The organism is Aquimarina spongiae (assembly GCF_900141785.1).
Taxonomy (GTDB): domain Bacteria; phylum Bacteroidota; class Bacteroidia; order Flavobacteriales; family Flavobacteriaceae; genus Aquimarina; species Aquimarina spongiae.
In genome coordinates this window covers 393,929-410,840 of sequence record NZ_FQYP01000005.1, presented here as the reverse complement: position 1 = coordinate 410,840, position 16,912 = coordinate 393,929, and the positions used below count along the sequence as shown (strand labels likewise).

At 31.7% G+C, this 16,912-nt stretch carries 20 protein-coding genes; 13 read left to right on the top strand and 7 right to left on the bottom strand.

Annotated elements, in window-relative coordinates; translation table 11 throughout:
* Positions 1 to 182 (bottom strand): DUF6588 family protein (locus tag BUE24_RS24445; protein ID WP_425290163.1); only part of this gene is annotated, 182 nt, incomplete at its 3' end.
* Positions 183 to 712: 530 nt separating this feature from the next.
* On the opposite strand from BUE24_RS24445, the gene BUE24_RS13670 reads away from it, so the two are divergent.
* Positions 713 to 3,439: a PAS domain S-box protein gene (locus BUE24_RS13670; RefSeq protein WP_073316604.1), complete on the top strand. Its 2,727-nt coding sequence runs from the start codon at positions 713 to 715 to the stop codon at positions 3,437 to 3,439.
* Complete coding sequence (locus tag BUE24_RS13665; protein WP_073316603.1) at positions 3,426 to 3,824, top strand: response regulator; 399 nt, start codon at positions 3,426 to 3,428, stop codon at positions 3,822 to 3,824. Before BUE24_RS13670 ends, BUE24_RS13665 begins: the two co-directional genes overlap by 14 nt.
* A gap of 525 nt (positions 3,825 to 4,349) precedes the next feature.
* Here the strand turns inward: BUE24_RS13665 and BUE24_RS13660 are convergent.
* Both BUE24_RS13660 and BUE24_RS13655 read right to left on the bottom strand, forming a co-directional pair.
* Complete coding sequence (locus BUE24_RS13660) at positions 4,350 to 5,672, bottom strand: TrkH family potassium uptake protein (RefSeq protein WP_073316601.1); 1,323 nt, start codon at positions 5,670 to 5,672, stop codon at positions 4,350 to 4,352.
* A complete protein-coding gene (locus BUE24_RS13655; protein WP_073316599.1) occupies positions 5,669 to 6,199 on the bottom strand; it encodes a DUF3124 domain-containing protein in 531 nt (176 codons plus the stop codon). Before BUE24_RS13655 ends, BUE24_RS13660 begins: the two co-directional genes overlap by 4 nt.
* A gap of 286 nt (positions 6,200 to 6,485) precedes the next feature.
* Here BUE24_RS13655 and BUE24_RS13650 point away from each other — a divergent pair, with 286 nt between their 5' ends.
* The 10 genes from BUE24_RS13650 to BUE24_RS13605 all read left to right on the top strand — a co-directional run bounded on the left by BUE24_RS13650 (position 6,486) and on the right by BUE24_RS13605 (position 12,590).
* Complete coding sequence (locus tag BUE24_RS13650) at positions 6,486 to 6,971, top strand: Dps family protein (protein WP_084549545.1); 486 nt, start codon at positions 6,486 to 6,488, stop codon at positions 6,969 to 6,971.
* Between the two features lie 760 nt (positions 6,972 to 7,731).
* Positions 7,732 to 8,088 (top strand): hypothetical protein, encoded by a 357-nt coding sequence (locus tag BUE24_RS13645; protein WP_084549537.1) that lies wholly within the window; start codon positions 7,732 to 7,734, stop codon positions 8,086 to 8,088.
* 201 nt (positions 8,089 to 8,289) lie between these two features.
* Positions 8,290 to 8,481 carry a hypothetical protein gene (locus tag BUE24_RS13640; protein WP_073316593.1) on the top strand — a complete coding sequence of 64 codons (192 nt, stop codon included), beginning with the start codon at positions 8,290 to 8,292 and terminating at the stop codon, positions 8,479 to 8,481.
* Positions 8,482 to 8,670: 189 nt separating this feature from the next.
* Positions 8,671 to 9,234 (top strand): type 1 glutamine amidotransferase domain-containing protein, encoded by a 564-nt coding sequence (locus BUE24_RS13635; protein WP_073316591.1) that lies wholly within the window; start codon positions 8,671 to 8,673, stop codon positions 9,232 to 9,234.
* Between the two features lie 303 nt (positions 9,235 to 9,537).
* On the top strand, positions 9,538 to 10,209 hold the full coding sequence (locus tag BUE24_RS13630) for a nitroreductase family protein (RefSeq protein WP_073316589.1): 672 nt from the start codon (positions 9,538 to 9,540) through the stop codon (positions 10,207 to 10,209).
* Between the two features lie 70 nt (positions 10,210 to 10,279).
* A complete protein-coding gene (locus BUE24_RS13625; protein WP_073316587.1) occupies positions 10,280 to 10,672 on the top strand; it encodes a hypothetical protein in 393 nt (130 codons plus the stop codon).
* A 68-nt stretch (positions 10,673 to 10,740) separates the two neighbouring features.
* Entirely contained in the window at positions 10,741 to 11,583 is an 843-nt protein-coding gene (locus BUE24_RS13620) for a formate/nitrite transporter family protein (protein ID WP_073316585.1), read from the top strand.
* A 33-nt stretch (positions 11,584 to 11,616) separates the two neighbouring features.
* Positions 11,617 to 11,919, top strand: a complete 303-nt coding sequence (locus BUE24_RS13615; protein ID WP_073316583.1) for an HPF/RaiA family ribosome-associated protein — start codon at positions 11,617 to 11,619, stop codon at positions 11,917 to 11,919.
* A gap of 33 nt (positions 11,920 to 11,952) precedes the next feature.
* Complete coding sequence (locus BUE24_RS13610) at positions 11,953 to 12,231, top strand: hypothetical protein (RefSeq protein ID WP_073316581.1); 279 nt, start codon at positions 11,953 to 11,955, stop codon at positions 12,229 to 12,231.
* Positions 12,228 to 12,590, top strand: coding sequence for a DoxX family protein (locus BUE24_RS13605; protein ID WP_073316579.1), 363 nt, complete (start codon positions 12,228 to 12,230; stop codon positions 12,588 to 12,590). The genes BUE24_RS13610 and BUE24_RS13605 overlap by 4 nt, the downstream gene beginning before the upstream one ends.
* Positions 12,591 to 12,685: 95 nt before the next feature.
* Here the strand turns inward: BUE24_RS13605 and BUE24_RS13600 are convergent, their stop codons facing one another.
* The 4 genes from BUE24_RS13600 to BUE24_RS13590 all read right to left on the bottom strand — a co-directional run bounded on the left by BUE24_RS13600 (position 12,686) and on the right by BUE24_RS13590 (position 15,212).
* Positions 12,686 to 13,702: a helix-turn-helix domain-containing protein gene (locus BUE24_RS13600; RefSeq protein WP_073316578.1), complete on the bottom strand. Its 1,017-nt coding sequence runs from the start codon at positions 13,700 to 13,702 to the stop codon at positions 12,686 to 12,688.
* A gap of 47 nt (positions 13,703 to 13,749) precedes the next feature.
* The gene (locus BUE24_RS23970; RefSeq protein ID WP_170864601.1) at positions 13,750 to 13,908 is read right to left on the bottom strand and encodes a hypothetical protein; all 159 of its coding nucleotides are present in this window, start codon (positions 13,906 to 13,908) and stop codon (positions 13,750 to 13,752) included.
* A 123-nt stretch (positions 13,909 to 14,031) separates the two neighbouring features.
* Positions 14,032 to 14,478 (bottom strand): response regulator, encoded by a 447-nt coding sequence (locus BUE24_RS13595; RefSeq protein ID WP_073316576.1) that lies wholly within the window; start codon positions 14,476 to 14,478, stop codon positions 14,032 to 14,034.
* Between the two features lie 11 nt (positions 14,479 to 14,489).
* Complete coding sequence (locus tag BUE24_RS13590; protein WP_244548148.1) at positions 14,490 to 15,212, bottom strand: AraC family transcriptional regulator; 723 nt, start codon at positions 15,210 to 15,212, stop codon at positions 14,490 to 14,492.
* Between the two features lie 109 nt (positions 15,213 to 15,321).
* Between BUE24_RS13590 and BUE24_RS13585 the strand changes: the two genes are divergently transcribed.
* Positions 15,322 to 16,884 carry a PAS domain-containing sensor histidine kinase gene (locus BUE24_RS13585; protein ID WP_073316574.1) on the top strand — a complete coding sequence of 521 codons (1,563 nt, stop codon included), beginning with the start codon at positions 15,322 to 15,324 and terminating at the stop codon, positions 16,882 to 16,884.
* Positions 16,885 to 16,912 lie beyond the last annotated feature (28 nt).

The window sequence follows — 16,912 nt, the reverse complement described above, 5'->3', positions numbered from 1 at the left end:
AATTGTAGATTTTCATATTGAGAAGTATCTAAAACAAAAGACTTGTTATCATCTCCCACAAAGGCAGCGTTGGCAACTATTGAAATCTCAAAGCCGAACTTCTTCTTAGCCTTCGCATCATTAAACCAACCATGATTCATACTAAACATCAAACCATCTGATGCTGCCTCAAATAATCTGATGCAAATCGTTGTGCATCGTTAATTCCCGCAGCCAATAAGTCATCTATATTTTGCTGCGCCTTGGAGGGTAATCCTAATGCCAAGAGGCCTAAAAAAATATACCTTTTTTCATAATATTTAGGTTAGTTAGTACTTGTTTCCCTTTTAAGATATAAAATTTATCCCAGCAATATTAAAATACAATAAAAGAAGAGTACACCAAAAAATCATTTTCTCATGATCCCATGGAAAATTACGGAATCTCATAACTCAATCGATACAAACATGAGCTCATTTGACATAAGAAACCATATTTCCAGATATTCATTTAATAAAAGCTGCAATTTTAAAAGTCTAAAATTTAAAAGTATTTATGACATAACCCCTTTATTTATAACACCTAACAGTAACATATTGCAAACATCAAATTTCAAAAAAATAACAAACAAGCTTAAACCGCAAATTAATTACGGTAATAACATATGCTAAAATTTAAAAATTAACATTAACTTTAGGTTAAGAGAATTACCCCTCACTACGAGACTAAAAATATGTTTGAAAAATCTGCTTCGCCGGCCTTTACGGTTGTGCACAAAGAGAATTATCTCAAGAGGGAATTGTATGCATTATTAAAGCAAGATGAATCCATTTTTGACTTTATACAACAATCTGCTTTAGATGGATTATGGTTTTGGGATTTAAAAAACCCTGAAAACGAATGGATGAATCCTAAATTCTGGGCTACATTGGGATATGATCCTGAAATTATGCCTCACAAAGCTTCTTCGTGGCAAGACATTATTAATCAGGATGACCTTGCCTTAGCAATAGAGAATTTCGATAAACATTGTAAAAATCCAAAACATCCTTATGATCAGGTAGTACGTTATGAACATAAATTAGGCCATACTGTATGGATACATTGTAAAGGAATTGTTATAAGAGATGCCAACAATAAGCCCCATAGAATGATTGGCGCTCATACCGATGTGACCAAAATAAAAAAAGCAGAATTAAAACTAAAAAAACAAGTTGAACGATATCAACACATTATCGATGGCACCAATATTGGTATATGGGAATGGAATGTGCAAACTGGACAAACAATTTTTAACGAGCGATGGGTAGAGATTATAGGATATACGCTTCTGGAACTTGATCCTGTTTCTATAAATACATGGAGAAAGTCTGTACATCCCGAAGATTTACAAAAATTCAATCAATCCTTTCATGATCATTTTGAAGGTAAAACCAAATGTTATGAATGCGAGGTAAGGTTGCGACACAAAAACGGAAATTGGATTTGGGTCTTAGATAAGGGTAAGGTCGTAAGTTGGACCGCCAAAGGAGAACCTGAATGGGTTATTGGCACACATCAAGAAATCACAAAACACAAAAAGGATTTAGAAAATCACAAGGTTTTTATCGAACAAGCACCAGGTGCTATCGCTATGTTAGATACCAATATGTGCTATATCGCCCATTCTAGAAAATGGATTGAAGATTACAATATAAAAGATAAAAATATCATCGGCAAATCGCACTATGAAATTTTTCCGGAGATTGGAGAACGCTGGAAAAAAGACCATCAGAATTGTCTCAACGGGAAAATACTAGAATCCAACGAAGATTATTTTGAAAGGTCTGATGGCACTATACAATGGTTGTCATGGAAATTACATCCCTGGTTTACCTCCAATAATAAAGTAGGCGGAATTATCATGCTTACTGAAGATATTACCAGAACCAAAGAAGCTGAAAATCGTCTGAAACTGAGTGAAAAAAAGTTTAGAGAAAATTTTGAAAATGCAGCTATTGGGATGGCAATTCTGGATACGACTGGTAAGTGGTTGGATGTAAACAATAGTTTGTGCGAGATGCTCGGTTATACGCTTACAGAACTAAAATCTTTAAGTTTTCAAGAAATCACTCATCCAGAAGATCTGATGAAGGATCTTGGACATATGGAAGATTTATTATCTGGTAAAATCTCCTATTGTCATATTGAAAAAAGATATGTTCATAAAAATGGTAAACATGTGCATGTCATTTTATCTGTTTCCATGCTAAGAGACGAATATGATAATCCGTTGCATTTTATTGCCCAGATTTCCAATATTACTCCCCGAGTACATGCTAGAGATCAATTACAAAAAACGTTAGCCGAGTTAGAAGGAATATTAGAAGCCAGTACACAAGTAAGCATTATCGGTACAGATAGAGACGGAATTATTACAACCTTCAATGAAGGTGCTGAAAACTTACTAGGATACAGACGGGAGGAGCTTATATCTAAGGAAGCTCTACAAATTCTGCATACTAAAGGAGAATTAACAAAAAGGAGTGAAGAACTATCCAACTTATTTAATAGAAACATAAATGATTTCGAAGTTTTTACGGCACTCCCTAAAAATGGAAAACCAGATACCCAAGAATGGACATATGTTCGAAAAGATGGAAGTCATTTCCCTGTATTACTAACGGTCACTGCCATAAAAAACAACAATAAGCTTGAAGGGTATCTTGCCGTTGCGGCTGATATTAGCAAACTAAAAAATGTAGAAAAAGAACTAAAATCATTACTTCAGGTCGCAAACGATCAAAATGATAGATTGCAAAACTTTGCGCATATCGTCTCGCATAATCTTAAATCACATTCTGGTAATTTTAGTATGCTACTAGATCTTTATCTACAAGAACATCCTGAATTAGAAAATGATGAAATTGTCAAATTGTTTAGATTGGCGTCTGATAATCTAACAGAAACCGTAAAACATCTTAATGAAGTGGTCTTGATGAATACTACTGTAACAGAAGGTCTAACCAGTATTAATCTTTGCAAAACCATTAATAAAGTTATACATGGCGTAAAATTAATTGCGCAAAAGGCTAACGTAAAGATTGAAAACGCTGTGGACCAGAGTGCAAAAATCATGGCCGTTTCTGCATACTTAGATAGTATATTACTCAACTTCATAACCAACAGTATCAAATACCGATCTCTTACAAGAGACAGTTATATTATTTTGAATGCCTATCATCAAGACAACTATCTTGTACTTTGTATTGAAGATAACGGTATAGGTATAGATTTGGATAGACATCATGCTAAGCTGTTTGGAATGTACAAGACCTTTCATGAACACAAAGAAGCAAGAGGTATTGGATTGTTTATTACTAAAAATCAAGTTGAAGCTATTGGAGGAAAAATTGATGTAGAAAGTACTGTAGACGTCGGTACTACTTTTAAAGTATATTTTAAGTATGAAAAAAATTGATATTGCTTGTATTATAGATGACGATCCGATATTTGTATTTGGAGTAAAAAAAGTAATGCAACTTGCGGATGTTTGCACCAATTTCTTAATTTATAGAAATGGCAAAGAGGCCTTGGATGCGTTAACTAAGCTAATTTCCGATGAGGAAAAACTACCCGATGTTATTCTTTTAGATCTAAATATGCCTATTTTGGATGGTTGGCAGTTCTTGGATGAATTTATAAAGGTTCCTGTGTCAAAAAAAATAACCGTATATATCGTCTCATCTTCGGTTGATCCCAAAGATGTCCTTCGAGCAAAATCTTACAGTATAGTAAACAATTATATTGTAAAACCTATTACAATGAAAAAACTTGTAGAAGCTTTTAGTAAAGTACATACATAAAAAGTGAATGTAAACTCTACTAAAGATAGATAATTTTTCTAAAGTAAATTATTGATTAAAATGAAAAATAAGTCGGATTTATTAATGATCAGCTAATATTTCAAATTGTAAAATCCTTAAAATCCTCTTTTAAATCACATCTAATTTAATGTAACAGAACAACTAGTTAAAACTTCTAACTTAATCATATATATTATTATTTTAAAATGATTAAAAAAAGAATCGATAGCGACCAAAACACCTATTGCTTATTGCTATATTGGGCACACATCCTCAGAGAATGACTATAATCAATAAACTAAAGGGTTAATTATGGAAAGTCAGCTTATGGTATCCGGAACTTCTAGCTGTGCCTTTGAGGATTTTTTTTAAAACATCATCTATTTCTGTATAAAATTATAATCCCCAGTAGTAAGGGAAGAGATTTGCTGACCGAATACTTCAACCATAATTAATTACTTCTGAACAAATGATTCGTCGAAATAATACACAAGTAAACGCAGTAATCAAACATCAAAGTATATGTTAACTTTGCCTTTCGGTTTTTCGAGCTAATAAAGCATAACCGAAAGTAATAACTCCTAATCTACCAATAAACATAATTACTATAAAAACAATTTTACCAAAAGTTGTAAGTTCGCTTGTAAGACCTACACTTAATCCTACTGTTCCTAAAGCCGATGCGACTTCGAATAGGATATTTTTAAAATGTCCTCTTTCGGTGAACGAAAGCAAAAAACATGAAAAAAATATGATCATTGTATAGAAAATAAATGTAGAAGTAGCTACATATAATCTTTCAAACGGAATTTTCCGTTTTAAAAATGTAATCTCTTTTTCTCCATACAATCTACTTTTTATAATAGCAAGCATCGCAGTAAGAGTAGTGATTTTCATGCCTCCTGCTGTTCCAGCAGGTGATGCTCCTATATACATCAAAAAAATAACCATCAACAATATTGGTAATGATAATTGAGCTGTATTGATTGTATTAAAGCCTACGGTTGTCATTGAAGTCATGGCTTGAAAAAAAGACGCCAATATTTTTTCTTTACCTTGTAATTCTTGTATCAAAGGCTCAGAAAAATATGTAATTATCGTCCCAAATAACAAAAGAATTAAAAATCCAACCGATACCATTTTAGTGGTAAAAGAAATCTTTGTGGTCCGTCTGGAAATTTTATACCAAATATCTGTTACGACTATAAATCCAAGTGAACCACAAATAGCCAATACAGATATAATAATATTAATAAACGTATTTCCAGTAAAATCCATAAAACTATTGTTACTCAATCCAAACCCAGCTGTACAAAACGCAGAAACACTATGAAAAATACTATTCCAAAGTGCTTGCCCTACATCAATTCCCTCTTTCCTGAATGCTATAAAAAAACAAACAGCTCCAATGATTTCCATAAATAGTGTGTAGATAATTACAGAGCGAAGAAAATCTTTGATTTTAAGCTCTTTGGGTACATCAAACTCTGTCTGGATAATTTTTCTATGCCAGTGAGTAATTCGTTTAGTAGTTGATAACAAATAAAATGTAGTAAAGGTCATATACCCTATACCTCCAATCTGAAACAATAACATAACAACAAACTGACCTAATAGATTATAACTATCATAAATACTTACGGTTACCAGTCCAGTGGTAGAGATTGCCGAGGTAGCTATGAAGAGATTATCAACCGTACTCACATAGGTTTTTTGTAGAAAAGGTAAAGACAATATTCCCCATCCAATTAATATATATGTCAAAAACCCATAAACCAAATTAGCTTGGGGAGAGTTTTTTAATTTAAATCGATCGTATTTTGAGAAAACAGTACTAAGTAGTTTCATTTTTTAGTTTCAGAAATTACAACGCCCTCAGTAGTAAACGCAAAGCCTTGCTGACCAGATACTCCAACCATCACTCCTTGAAAAATCGGAGCCAATGTTGTATTTGCTCCCCAAGTGATTAAAAAATTTGCTCCACTCCCACCAGAAGTATCTTCCTCTTCAATTACATATTCAATAGATTCCAAAGGTTTTAAAAATATAGGTTGTTCTATATATCCTCGTACTAAGCTTCCTTCGGTATTATAGTAGTCTACATTTTTTATAAAAAGAGAATCTTTTCGACTAGTATTTCTTATGCTCAAAGTTGCCGTAAGTTGAAATCTAAAATCCTTGGTCTTATTATATATGTCTGAATAGATAGGAACGTATACCTCTTTTTTAACAAGATAACTGAAACCGTCATCGGTTTTGGGTATTGTGTTTTCTCGTAAAATACCTTGTTCTATCTCTTTGTTAGGATTTTTTTTGATACAAGAATATAAACTTAAGAGTATCAATAAAATAAAAAATTGGTGCTTATAATTCATCCTATATTCTTTTTTATACAATCTGAAATTACATTTATTTTTCGGGTTATATCCTAAGTTTTAACATTTTGTAAATAAAACAATTGTTTACCTCCATGTTTTCTTAAAAACATATTTGCTCAAACTTGTTGTTTGACAATATCTTATTATTCATAATTACCAAAAAAGTCACAAAAACTACGGTATGAGTTAACCTATTCTTTGATTTTATGGTTAATTAGAAATAAGCTTAAAAAACGTAAAGAATTAATTTAAAATAAACAATATAAACGAAGTAGATATGACTATGAAAACACAAAAAGCCTATAAAAAACTAGGATTTACCTATTTAGAAACCGCAGAAATTGTCGTAGCCTTAAATAAGCTACTGGCCAATTATATCGTTCATTATCATAAGCTAAGAACGTTCCACTGGAATGTTGAAGGCGCTGATTTTTTTGAACTACATGAACAATTTGAAATTGAGTATAACAAAGTAAAAGAACAAACAGATATCATAGCAGAGCGGATAAGAGTATTTGGGTTAAAGCCTAAAAACACCTTGCAACAACATCTTAAAATGGCAGATATTACAGAACAAGAAAAAGAAGTCACTCCTATGGAAATGGTGCGAGAAATATTACATGATTTTGGGATACTCCACGACTCTCTTTTAGATGTTTTAAATGCTGCCCTAGAATCAGGAGACACGGTAAGTGAAGAAATCACGACACAGTTTATGCGAAGATTAGAAAAAAGACATTGGATGTTTACGGCCTTTTCCAAATCATAATAGTCTCGAGCTCCCCATCAGCTCATTAAGAATTCATTAACATATTTAACAGGTATTATGTAGTCTGGACTCCAGAAATAGTTAAATCCAGTTAAAAGGCTTGACATTTTTTGGATATAAGATATTATAAAAAGGTATGAGTATTACATCAACATTCTCAAAAAACATTCAATCTTTTCTGATGCCGACTCGCATCCAGTTTTAGTTGTTGATGACCATACTTTTCTTTTGAGATTAAGCATATAGTTTTTTATATGATCCAAGGATTCAGGCTCCCAAAAGGTGCTCCATCTTTATATATCTAAAGAAATAATGAAGTCAAATTAAAACCAATCGTTTTGAAAAATGATACTAAAAAGTCCTTAATTCTATTAACTATTATGTCGGTTTTTGCCTTCATTATAGCCCTAGCAGTAACCATAGTATAAGGATAAATGAATGAAAAGATTCTAAATTCTAAATAGAAGTTAATGCTTAGATGATCAACTCATCACCATCATGTTCATATACCTTTTGAAAGAATTATTTTATTAAAAACTGATTTTAAAGGAAAAGACATTAAAAAATCTAAGAAATGAAACCAAAAGTAAAATTCAAGAAAAAAATAATAAAATCATTAGTTTTTCTAGTGTCTGGTGCCGTATTAGTTTATGGATTAGCGCTATTGGCTATTATGATTATTTAAAATGGCAAATTATGTCCATCCAATAGCATGAGTTAAATCATAAGATTCTTACACAAAAAAACAATAATCAATATTATGAATAAAAAAAAGTACATAGAAAGAGCACTCAACTGGGTGAATAAAAGACCTACTACGGCGATCAAATCGATTGCTCCGGGCTTTGATGAACCTAAAACATTTTTGAGCAAATCTACTAATGAAAAAATTAAAGCTGATTTATCATTCACCACATATGGAGGAGCAAAGCATTTTTCAGACATCGCTTTGAAAAAGAAAAATGCAAAAAAATTAGTTATTAAATGGAAAGTTTTGAGCTATATGGCAGCTATGAAACGGGGGAAACTACATCTTTTAGCACCAAGTGGTCACAAAGCTTTTACCAAAAGGCTCGTAGAGCGTCATAATATTAATGCAGAAATACATTCAATCTAAATCAAACAATCAATAAAAATGTCTAACAAAAACGGAATAAGTAACAAAGATAAAACAGCCCAAGATTTGAGAACCGAAATAAATTATTGGAAAAATAAAAGAAACCAAAGAACATGCAAGCAATTTTCCAAAATGTCCTATTGGGAGGTAGTATCCACGAACTCTGCACTTTAAAATCAATAATAATATTATAAAAAATTTATGTCTTTTATTCAAATTAAGCGAAAAACCAAAACCGAAAACAGATATAGTCAAAAAATGGGAAGACTTATTACACAAGTAACGTATATCCAAAAATATTGCTTAGGACTTCCTGTTCAGACTATTCATAAATATAGAAAAACCTATTATGGTAAAGTAAAAAGTTGTTCAGATTGCATATTAGAAGCTTAATCTTTTAAAGCTTTTTTTCTAAGAACCGGCATCATAAATATTTAAATTTATGTGATACTAATACCGTTAATAAGTGAATACCAAATTAGAATATGATATGAGTTAATCAATATCTTTTTTCAGCACCAATATAACCTTTATTCAATGTAATTTTATGTAAGAATATTTACTTAAAAAATTATAAAGGTTATGAAATTAAAAGGAAAAAACATTGCAATCCTAGCCACGAATGGATTTGAAGCTTCTGAGTTATTTTCTCCACTCGATGCGGTAAAGAAAGAAGGTGCTGAAGTGCACATTATATCCGAATCTCTTGGAGAAATTAAAAGCTGGGAAGATGGGAATTGGGGTAAAACTATAAATGTCGATAAAACACTACAAGACGCCAATGAGTCCGATTATCATACGGTAATCTTGCCTGGTGGAGTTATAAATCCAGATACACTTCGAGCAAATGATAAAGCTTTATCATTCATACAAGCATTTTTCAAAAGTGGTAAGCCAGTAGCAGCGATATGCCATGCTCCTTGGTTACTTATTAGTGCAGGTGTAATTGAAAATCGCGAGGTAACATCATACCATACGATCAAAGATGACGTGATTAACGCAGGTGCAAAATGGGTTGATCAAGAAGTAGTTGTTGATAGCGGCTTGACTACAAGCAGAAATCCAAACGATTTACCAGCTTTCATAGAAAAAGTGATAGAAGAATTATGTGAAGGGAAGCATGAAGACCAAGTAGTGAATGCATAATCAATTCAGTGCAAAACTTGTCATGAATTTCACACAATATATCTAACACTACACTTTTGAAATTCTTTAACTGCCAGAAGTCACATCAACATCTTGCGAAAAATAGTAACTAATTTTTTGTAAGTCGTGTTGGAAAAGAAAAATCCAATTCCAAATCGGTAATTTCTACTTTGATAATTCATGTTCGGATTTACCGATGGATAGTAAATATATTTTCTTGAAACATAGAAGGTTAATAAGGGCTTCTGGCAACAAGTTACTTAACTAATTAATAGAATATTATCTGAAACAAAATTAATGATTATGGGAAATAAAATTGCTAAAGAAAAAGTTACCAAATTTAATATTTTACCTATTCTCAAGAAACGCTATTCGCCTAGAGTCTTTGCAGACACTCCTCTTACCGAAGTTGAACTTAGAACATTATTTGAGGCAGGAAGATGGGCTCCAAGCTCCTACAACAGACAACCCTGGAGAATAATATGGGGAATAAGAGGAAGTAAGACTTATGACAGAATATTTGATTGTCTAAGTGACTTTAATAAATCATGGGCAGCCAACGCTCCAGTCCTTTGGTTAAATGCTTATAAAAAAACAACTGAAGAAGGAGAAGATAACTTTCATGCGCTTCATGACTTAGGTCTATTCATGGGTAATGTTACCGCTCAAGCTCAACACCTTGGGATTGCACTACACCAAATGGCAGGAGTTAATTACAAAACAGCGCTTACAGAATTTGGATTCCCTGAAGATTATCATGTCGCTACAGCAGTAGCTCTAGGCTATTATGGTGGGGATTTAAACAAGCTTCCAGAAGATTTAAGAGAACAAGAAAATCCAGAAAATAGAAGTCGGTTAATGCAAAGAGAATTTACCTTTAATGGTAATTATATGAATAACAACGATAAAAACTCTACAGAGGAAGTTAAAAAAACTGATAAAGAACAAATTATGAAAAAGATAAATGGCGAATAACATTAATTATGCAAATTTTACTTTTCCGGTTTGCCTGAAATTTAACAACAAATAATGTAAGAAAAGAGTTATGAAAAAAATTCTAACAACATTGGCAATACTTTCCTTTACCATTGTTACCGGCCAAAACCCTTTTACTCAAAAATCTGATAATCTAAAGATTAAAGAAGAAGCAAAAGAGTTGGCTAAGGAATACGATCAACAACTCGGAATGACAGAAGATCAATTATTACAATTTGAAATAAAAGTTGAGGAGTATATGATAAATGAAAAGAAAATAAGGGATAGTAACTTGAATATCAAAGAAAAGATAAAGGCGCTTAAAATCAACTTGAATAAAGAAACATCCGCTATGAGCAATATATTAACACGAATACAGTATGATCTTTATAAGAAGATCAAACCGCAATATCAATCTATTGATTCTGTCGTAGTCGGTGAAGTAAAAAATGTTAAAAACTAAACATTTCTCTACTTTATAAAAAAGAAAGTACTGAAAAAAGAAAAAACAACAGAGGAATCAAAAGCCATATGGCGAAAACAGAAACTGAACAAAAGTCAAATATCGATAATCGTGACCTTAGTATTCAAGAAAACGCACCAATGTCACACTCAGAAATTTTAAGAGAACAAATTTCTGAAGCATTAGATATTTATGACAAAACCAATTCGAGTATTTTTCTTAGTTCGTTTACCGCAGGGCTTGAAATTGGTTTTAGTTTTCTTCTTATTTGTGTAATGTCAGATTTTTTAATGGGTAGCATTACCCAAGAAGCCATCTGGAAAATAAATGCCTTGGTTTACCCTGTTGGTTTTATTCTAGTAGTATTAGGTAAATCAATACTTTTTACCGAACAAACCTCTCTTTTATTTCTACCAGTCTTAAACAAAAAATCTAACTTATCAGATCTTTTTAGACTCTGGAGTTTAGTCCTGGTAGGCAATATTTTGGGAGGAATGCTAATCAGTATAATTGCAGTTTGGATAGGTCCCAGACTTCACATTTTTAGCGCTGAAACAATAGAAAAAATTTCAATTCATGTTATTCATGACAATCTAGTAGTTATATGGGTTAGTGCAATTTTGGCAGGTTGGCTTATGGGACTTTTATCATGGTTACTTACTTCATCCGATAGTACAATAAGCAGAATTCTTATCATCTATATTATCACAGCGGTAATTGGAGCTATGGGATTACACCACAGCATTGTTGGTAATATCGAAGTCTTTTCTGGTCTTATAACTTCTAACGAAATTACTCTAAGAGATTATTTACTTTTTCAGACCATTGCTATTTTGGGAAATGCTCTAGGAGGGGTCGTTTTTGTAGCTCTTTTAAAGTACAAAGCTTTTGCTTTTGATGGTAAACACTGAAATAAAACAAATTACATTTAAATAAAAATAAAAATGAAAACAATTTTTGAATATACAAACGTAAGTGCTAGTCCTCGATTAGAGAGTATAGCCATCGAGAAATTAAATAACCTAAAAACAAAATATTCCTTTATTCTCAGAGGGGATATTTTTTTTAAGAAAGAGAACACTACATCAGATGAAAAAGGACATCATTGTGGAATCAGATTGAGCGCTCCTGGCCCTAGGTTATATGCAGAATCTAGTGAAGCTAGTTTCGCAGAGGCAATCACGGAAACTATTAGAGACTTAGACGATCAACTGAGAAAAAGAAAAGAAAAAATGAAAACGTTTTAAAACGGTTCAATAACATTCTGTGATATTCTATAAATGAAATATTCCGAACAATATTATGATGTTTATGAAATGCTTCCAGAAAAGCTTGCAGAAAAATATCCAGAGCTATCTTTCGATAATCATTGTTATCTAAGAATAGCTTTGGATAACATGGCTAGCACAAAATGGGATACGGTTATTTTAAGGCTTGCATACAAGCATTTATCTTTAGAACAACGAAAGGAAATTATAAGACTTTTGAAAGCTTACTTCTATGACAAGTCACTATTATTACGTCACAATCAACAATCGTTACAATATCGCAAAAAATGAGTACTATTATTATTCTAACCTATTTGTCAGCGATTTCCTTTATTTTTTATGGAATTAATTGTCTTGTAAAGCCTAAAATGAAGTCTGAATTTATTCGATTTGGGCTACAAAAATGGAGAACACTTACCGGTACGCTTCAGCTCATAGGTGGGTTTGGTCTTGTAATCGGCCTATATGTTTCGCCATTGCTTACAGCTTTATCGGCGTTAGGTTTGGGTATTCTAATGTTCATGGGGTTTGGAGTGAGAATATCTGTAGGAGATAACATGCTTTTATCATTTCCTGCTCTTATTTTTGGGTTCCTTAATATATTCCTTAGTTTCTATTACTCAACTACAATTTACGCTCTAAATAATTAAACATTTCTTTAATTAATGGAATGTATAATAATAGTAATTAAATAAAAGTGATTGCCAATCAAAGCAATCACTTTTCACAATATATATATAGAATCTCAGGCGGTAAACGCAAGAGAATAGATGCGGGATTTCTCTTGATAATAACGAGGACTGCAGTTATATCTTTCTTTAAATATTTTTGAAAAATAGCTTCGACTAGTAAATCCAATAGCATAGACAATCTCAGAAATATTGAGGTCTGTCGTTTTTAACAAGTTTTCGGCTTTTTCAATCCTTACATTTTTTATGTAATCTGTTACTGTTCTACTATACAATAGCTTAAAACCTTCTTGTAATTTTGCGGCCGACAATCCGGTTTTCTCTATTAAGTATTTTATAGAAAAAGGATAATCGCAATTGTTTTGAATTTCTTCAGCAATATCCTTGATGATTTTTTGCTCTTTTAAAGTTAATAACCCGTTTACGTCACTAATCGACGAAATATCTTTATGGTGATGTTGAATTTCCATTGCTAAGATTAATTGTATCACTCCTTCGACAAATAATTTCTTTACCACTCCATTTTTCTCAGTACTTGATATTTTTCCTATTTGATCTGATATTTTGAGATTAGAAGATCCATAATATGCAAACTTCTTATTTTCCAGTTTTTCTTCAAATATTCTGAAAATTTCAGAAACTACACTGGTGATCATTTCCTTTGGTTTTTCTACAGATATAATGGCAATTTTTACCGTTTCGCCTTTTTTTAAAATCAAATCCGCTGACTCCTTGTCAATTATAATAGCAGTTTGAAATTCATCAATAACAGTTTCCTTGCCATTCATTTGATGAATCCCTTGTCCTTTACAACAATAGATAAAGTGTATCAAATCCGTTTCTTTTGTAAGAAAAGGTAATTTTACATTTGAAAAACACTTTAAATTAATTTCTGTATACCATTTGTATTTACCAGATGGAATTACTTTAATGTGCCCTTCAGCAAGCTCATTACTGATAGGTAAAACATATTCTTCTGACACTGAAAAGTTTTTGACCTTTAACTTTGATAAAAGCTGCTCATAAAAGCCACGGTCAAAAGACGGTTTAAATGTACTTTCTAATACTTTCATAATTTCTTAAATCATTAAATGTTAACGTGTTTTGCATCTACGAAGGACTATCTTTCAGAGAAACTACTTTCACTACTGTGATTCGTTTTTAAAGAAGTATTGAAACCTACCAGCGATGTTTGGTTAGAACGATTTTTTGACCCCCCTGGATAGTTTTTTAAATCGTTGAAGACTCTACCTATTCTGGCGTGATGTTTCGTTTTCATAATTCGTGCGTTTAACTTTTTAGTAAATTTCGTAAACAACGAAGTGAAACACATTACAGAATTTTCAGAAAACGTTATAGAATTTTCAGAGAAGAGATGGATTTATTATAGTTCGAGTATGGTTTATACTCTTAAGAGGAAATTTTCTCTACTAAGATTAGAGGTTTGATATTGCCAATTTATTTTTAAAACTCGTTTTATTACAGATTTTAACTGATTAAAATCGTTCGGTTTATTGATATAGACATTTGCCCCTTTTACAAAAGTATCCTCAATATCCTCGTCAGAAGAGGAAGTAGAATATATGGCTATTGATAAGTCCTTAAATCGTTCGTATTCCCTTAATTCTTCCAAACACTCAACACCATTCTTAATTGGCATATTAAGATCTAAGAACACCAAATGAGGTAAAGATTGACCAGGAAGTAAGATATAGTCCAAAAATTCCTGTCCATTTCCAAAAAGGGATAGATTGGTCTTTAGATCTACTTCTTCAATAGCATCTTTAAAAAACATTCTATCATCTTCATCATCATCTACTAGTACTACTTGTAATCTATCTAAATTCATTGTTTAGGAAATTAGGATTTCTTAGGGGTTTCTGTGAATTCAGAGCGCTTTGTTATAATTTTCTGAAAACTTGTGGGTGTAAGTCCAGTTACTTTTTTAAACTGTGCTGACAAATGCGCAGTACTGCTGTAGCCTAACTCAAAAGCAATTTGTTTTAAAGTAAAGTGATCTTGTATTAGCATCTGCTTAACCCTATCAATACGCTTTATGATTAAAAAATTTTCTATAGAAGTATAGGTGCTTTCAGAAAAAAGACTAGATAGGTACGTATATGAGTACCCTAATTTTTCGGGTAAATATGTTGATATCTTATGATTCTTTTCTGAAGAAATATCTAAAACCATCTCAGAAACTGTATCCTTTATTCGTTGAACAACCTCTGTTTTATGATCGTTAATTATTTGTATACCGTAAACAGATAGTAATGTTGTAAGTTCTTTAATTTTATCTATACTTAAAGCATGCAAAAACTCCACTTCTCCCACTCCATTAATTTTATAATCGATCTTTAATTGATCCAATTGCTGTTCTAATGTCTTTTTGAAAATGACATTCATATCATATTTAAGGTAAACCTTCATTGACAAACTCCCAAAATTCATAATTCTATGTAAAGCAAAAATAGGTAATGATTTTTGTCCATTTGATGTAATATTTAACACTATCAGGGATTTCTTTAGCACTATTGGATCAAAATCTAATTTTGCGCCGGAAACGATTATATTTAAATACAATTTGTGTTTCGTTTAAAGTAAATCTTATGACTCTGAAATTTATTAAAACAATTATTTGAATACGCAAAAACATCTTTAGTTTAATAACCCATTTTCAAATTAATCGCTATTGGCTTTCAGAAATAATATATCCTCTCATTTAGATTCTGCAGAATTCTTAAAATCGTTGATTGAACGCTCGGATAGTATAATAAGCTATTTTACTCCAATTTTTGAAACAAATCAAATTGTTGATTTCAATCTAGACTATATTACAGCTAATTTCGACAAGTATATAAATGATCATGTCGATACTATAACAAATAAACTAGTATCAACGGTATTCCCCATTATTTTTGAAAACGGAATTTTTGAAATTTATCAGGCTTGCTTTTACAAAGAAGGTTTTGAAATCACATATGAGCGTGAATTCAACTTTGGGAATAAAAAAGTGTGGTTCGAAAGCAAAGCTATTAAACAAGGAAATGGTATTACAGTAACATCAAAAGATATTACTCAACTTAAATCAACGGAAAGTAAGCTAAGAGATTCTTTAAAAAACTTAGAGTTCCAAAATACAATTCTTAATGACTCTGAGTCCATTTCCAAAACTGCAAGTTTTAGGTGGAACATCAAAAAGAATATTTGGATGTTTTCTGATAATATAAATAGGTTGTTCGATTATGATCAAGATTCTGATCAATTTAAAACGGATGGTTTTTTTAACTTTTTGAATGACCACAAAAAAAGAGAATTAAAAGCCAAAATAAATGCTTTGCAATACGAAGATGTACTACCTCCTTTCGAGTTCTCTATTGAATCTAAGATTAAAAAGATACGCTCCTTTTATCTGACTGCGCATTTCATTCCTTCGAAGGACGGGCAAATGATGTTAGGAGTCGTACAAGATGTTACCGAGATTATAGAATCCCAACAATTATTAAGACAAAAAAATGAAGAACTTTTAAAGATTAATGAAGAACTCGACTCTTTCAACCATATTGCCAGTCATGATCTTCAAGAACCTTTGAGAAAAATTAGAATGTTTATTTCAAGAATTCAAGGAATGGATGCTACCTCTTTTCCTAAGGATTCCTTAAAATATCTGGAAAAGATCAATTTATCGGCTACCCGAATGCAAGAGCTCATACTTCATCTCCTTACCTATTCTCGAATAGGTAAAAAGTTAATACCATTTGAAAAACTAAGCTTAGACCATATACTAAAAGAATCCTTAATAGAGTTTGAAGAAGATATCCAAAAAGAAAATATAGATTTAAAGATACAACGACTACCAGATATAACTGGAATTCCATTCTTAGTTAAACAATTATTTATCAACCTGATCTCTAACGCTATAAAGTTCAGAAAAACAAATACACCTCATAAGGTATCAATTTTTTACACAATAATAAATTTGCCAGGTGAAACATCAGAAAACGGCAACTTTCATGAAGTAACCATTGAAGACAACGGTATTGGTTTTGACCCTAAACACAAAACGTCCATCTTTAAACTCTTTAATAGATTACATGAAAAAACTGAATATCACGGTACAGGGATAGGTCTAGCCATTTGTAAAAAAATTATGGATAGCCACAACGGGTTTATCACTGCTAATTCTGAACCAAATAATGGATCTGAATTTAAAATGTACTTCCCGATCGTGAAACATTTGGGTATAACTAATTAAAATTACTCAACAAAAAAGCGCTTAATAA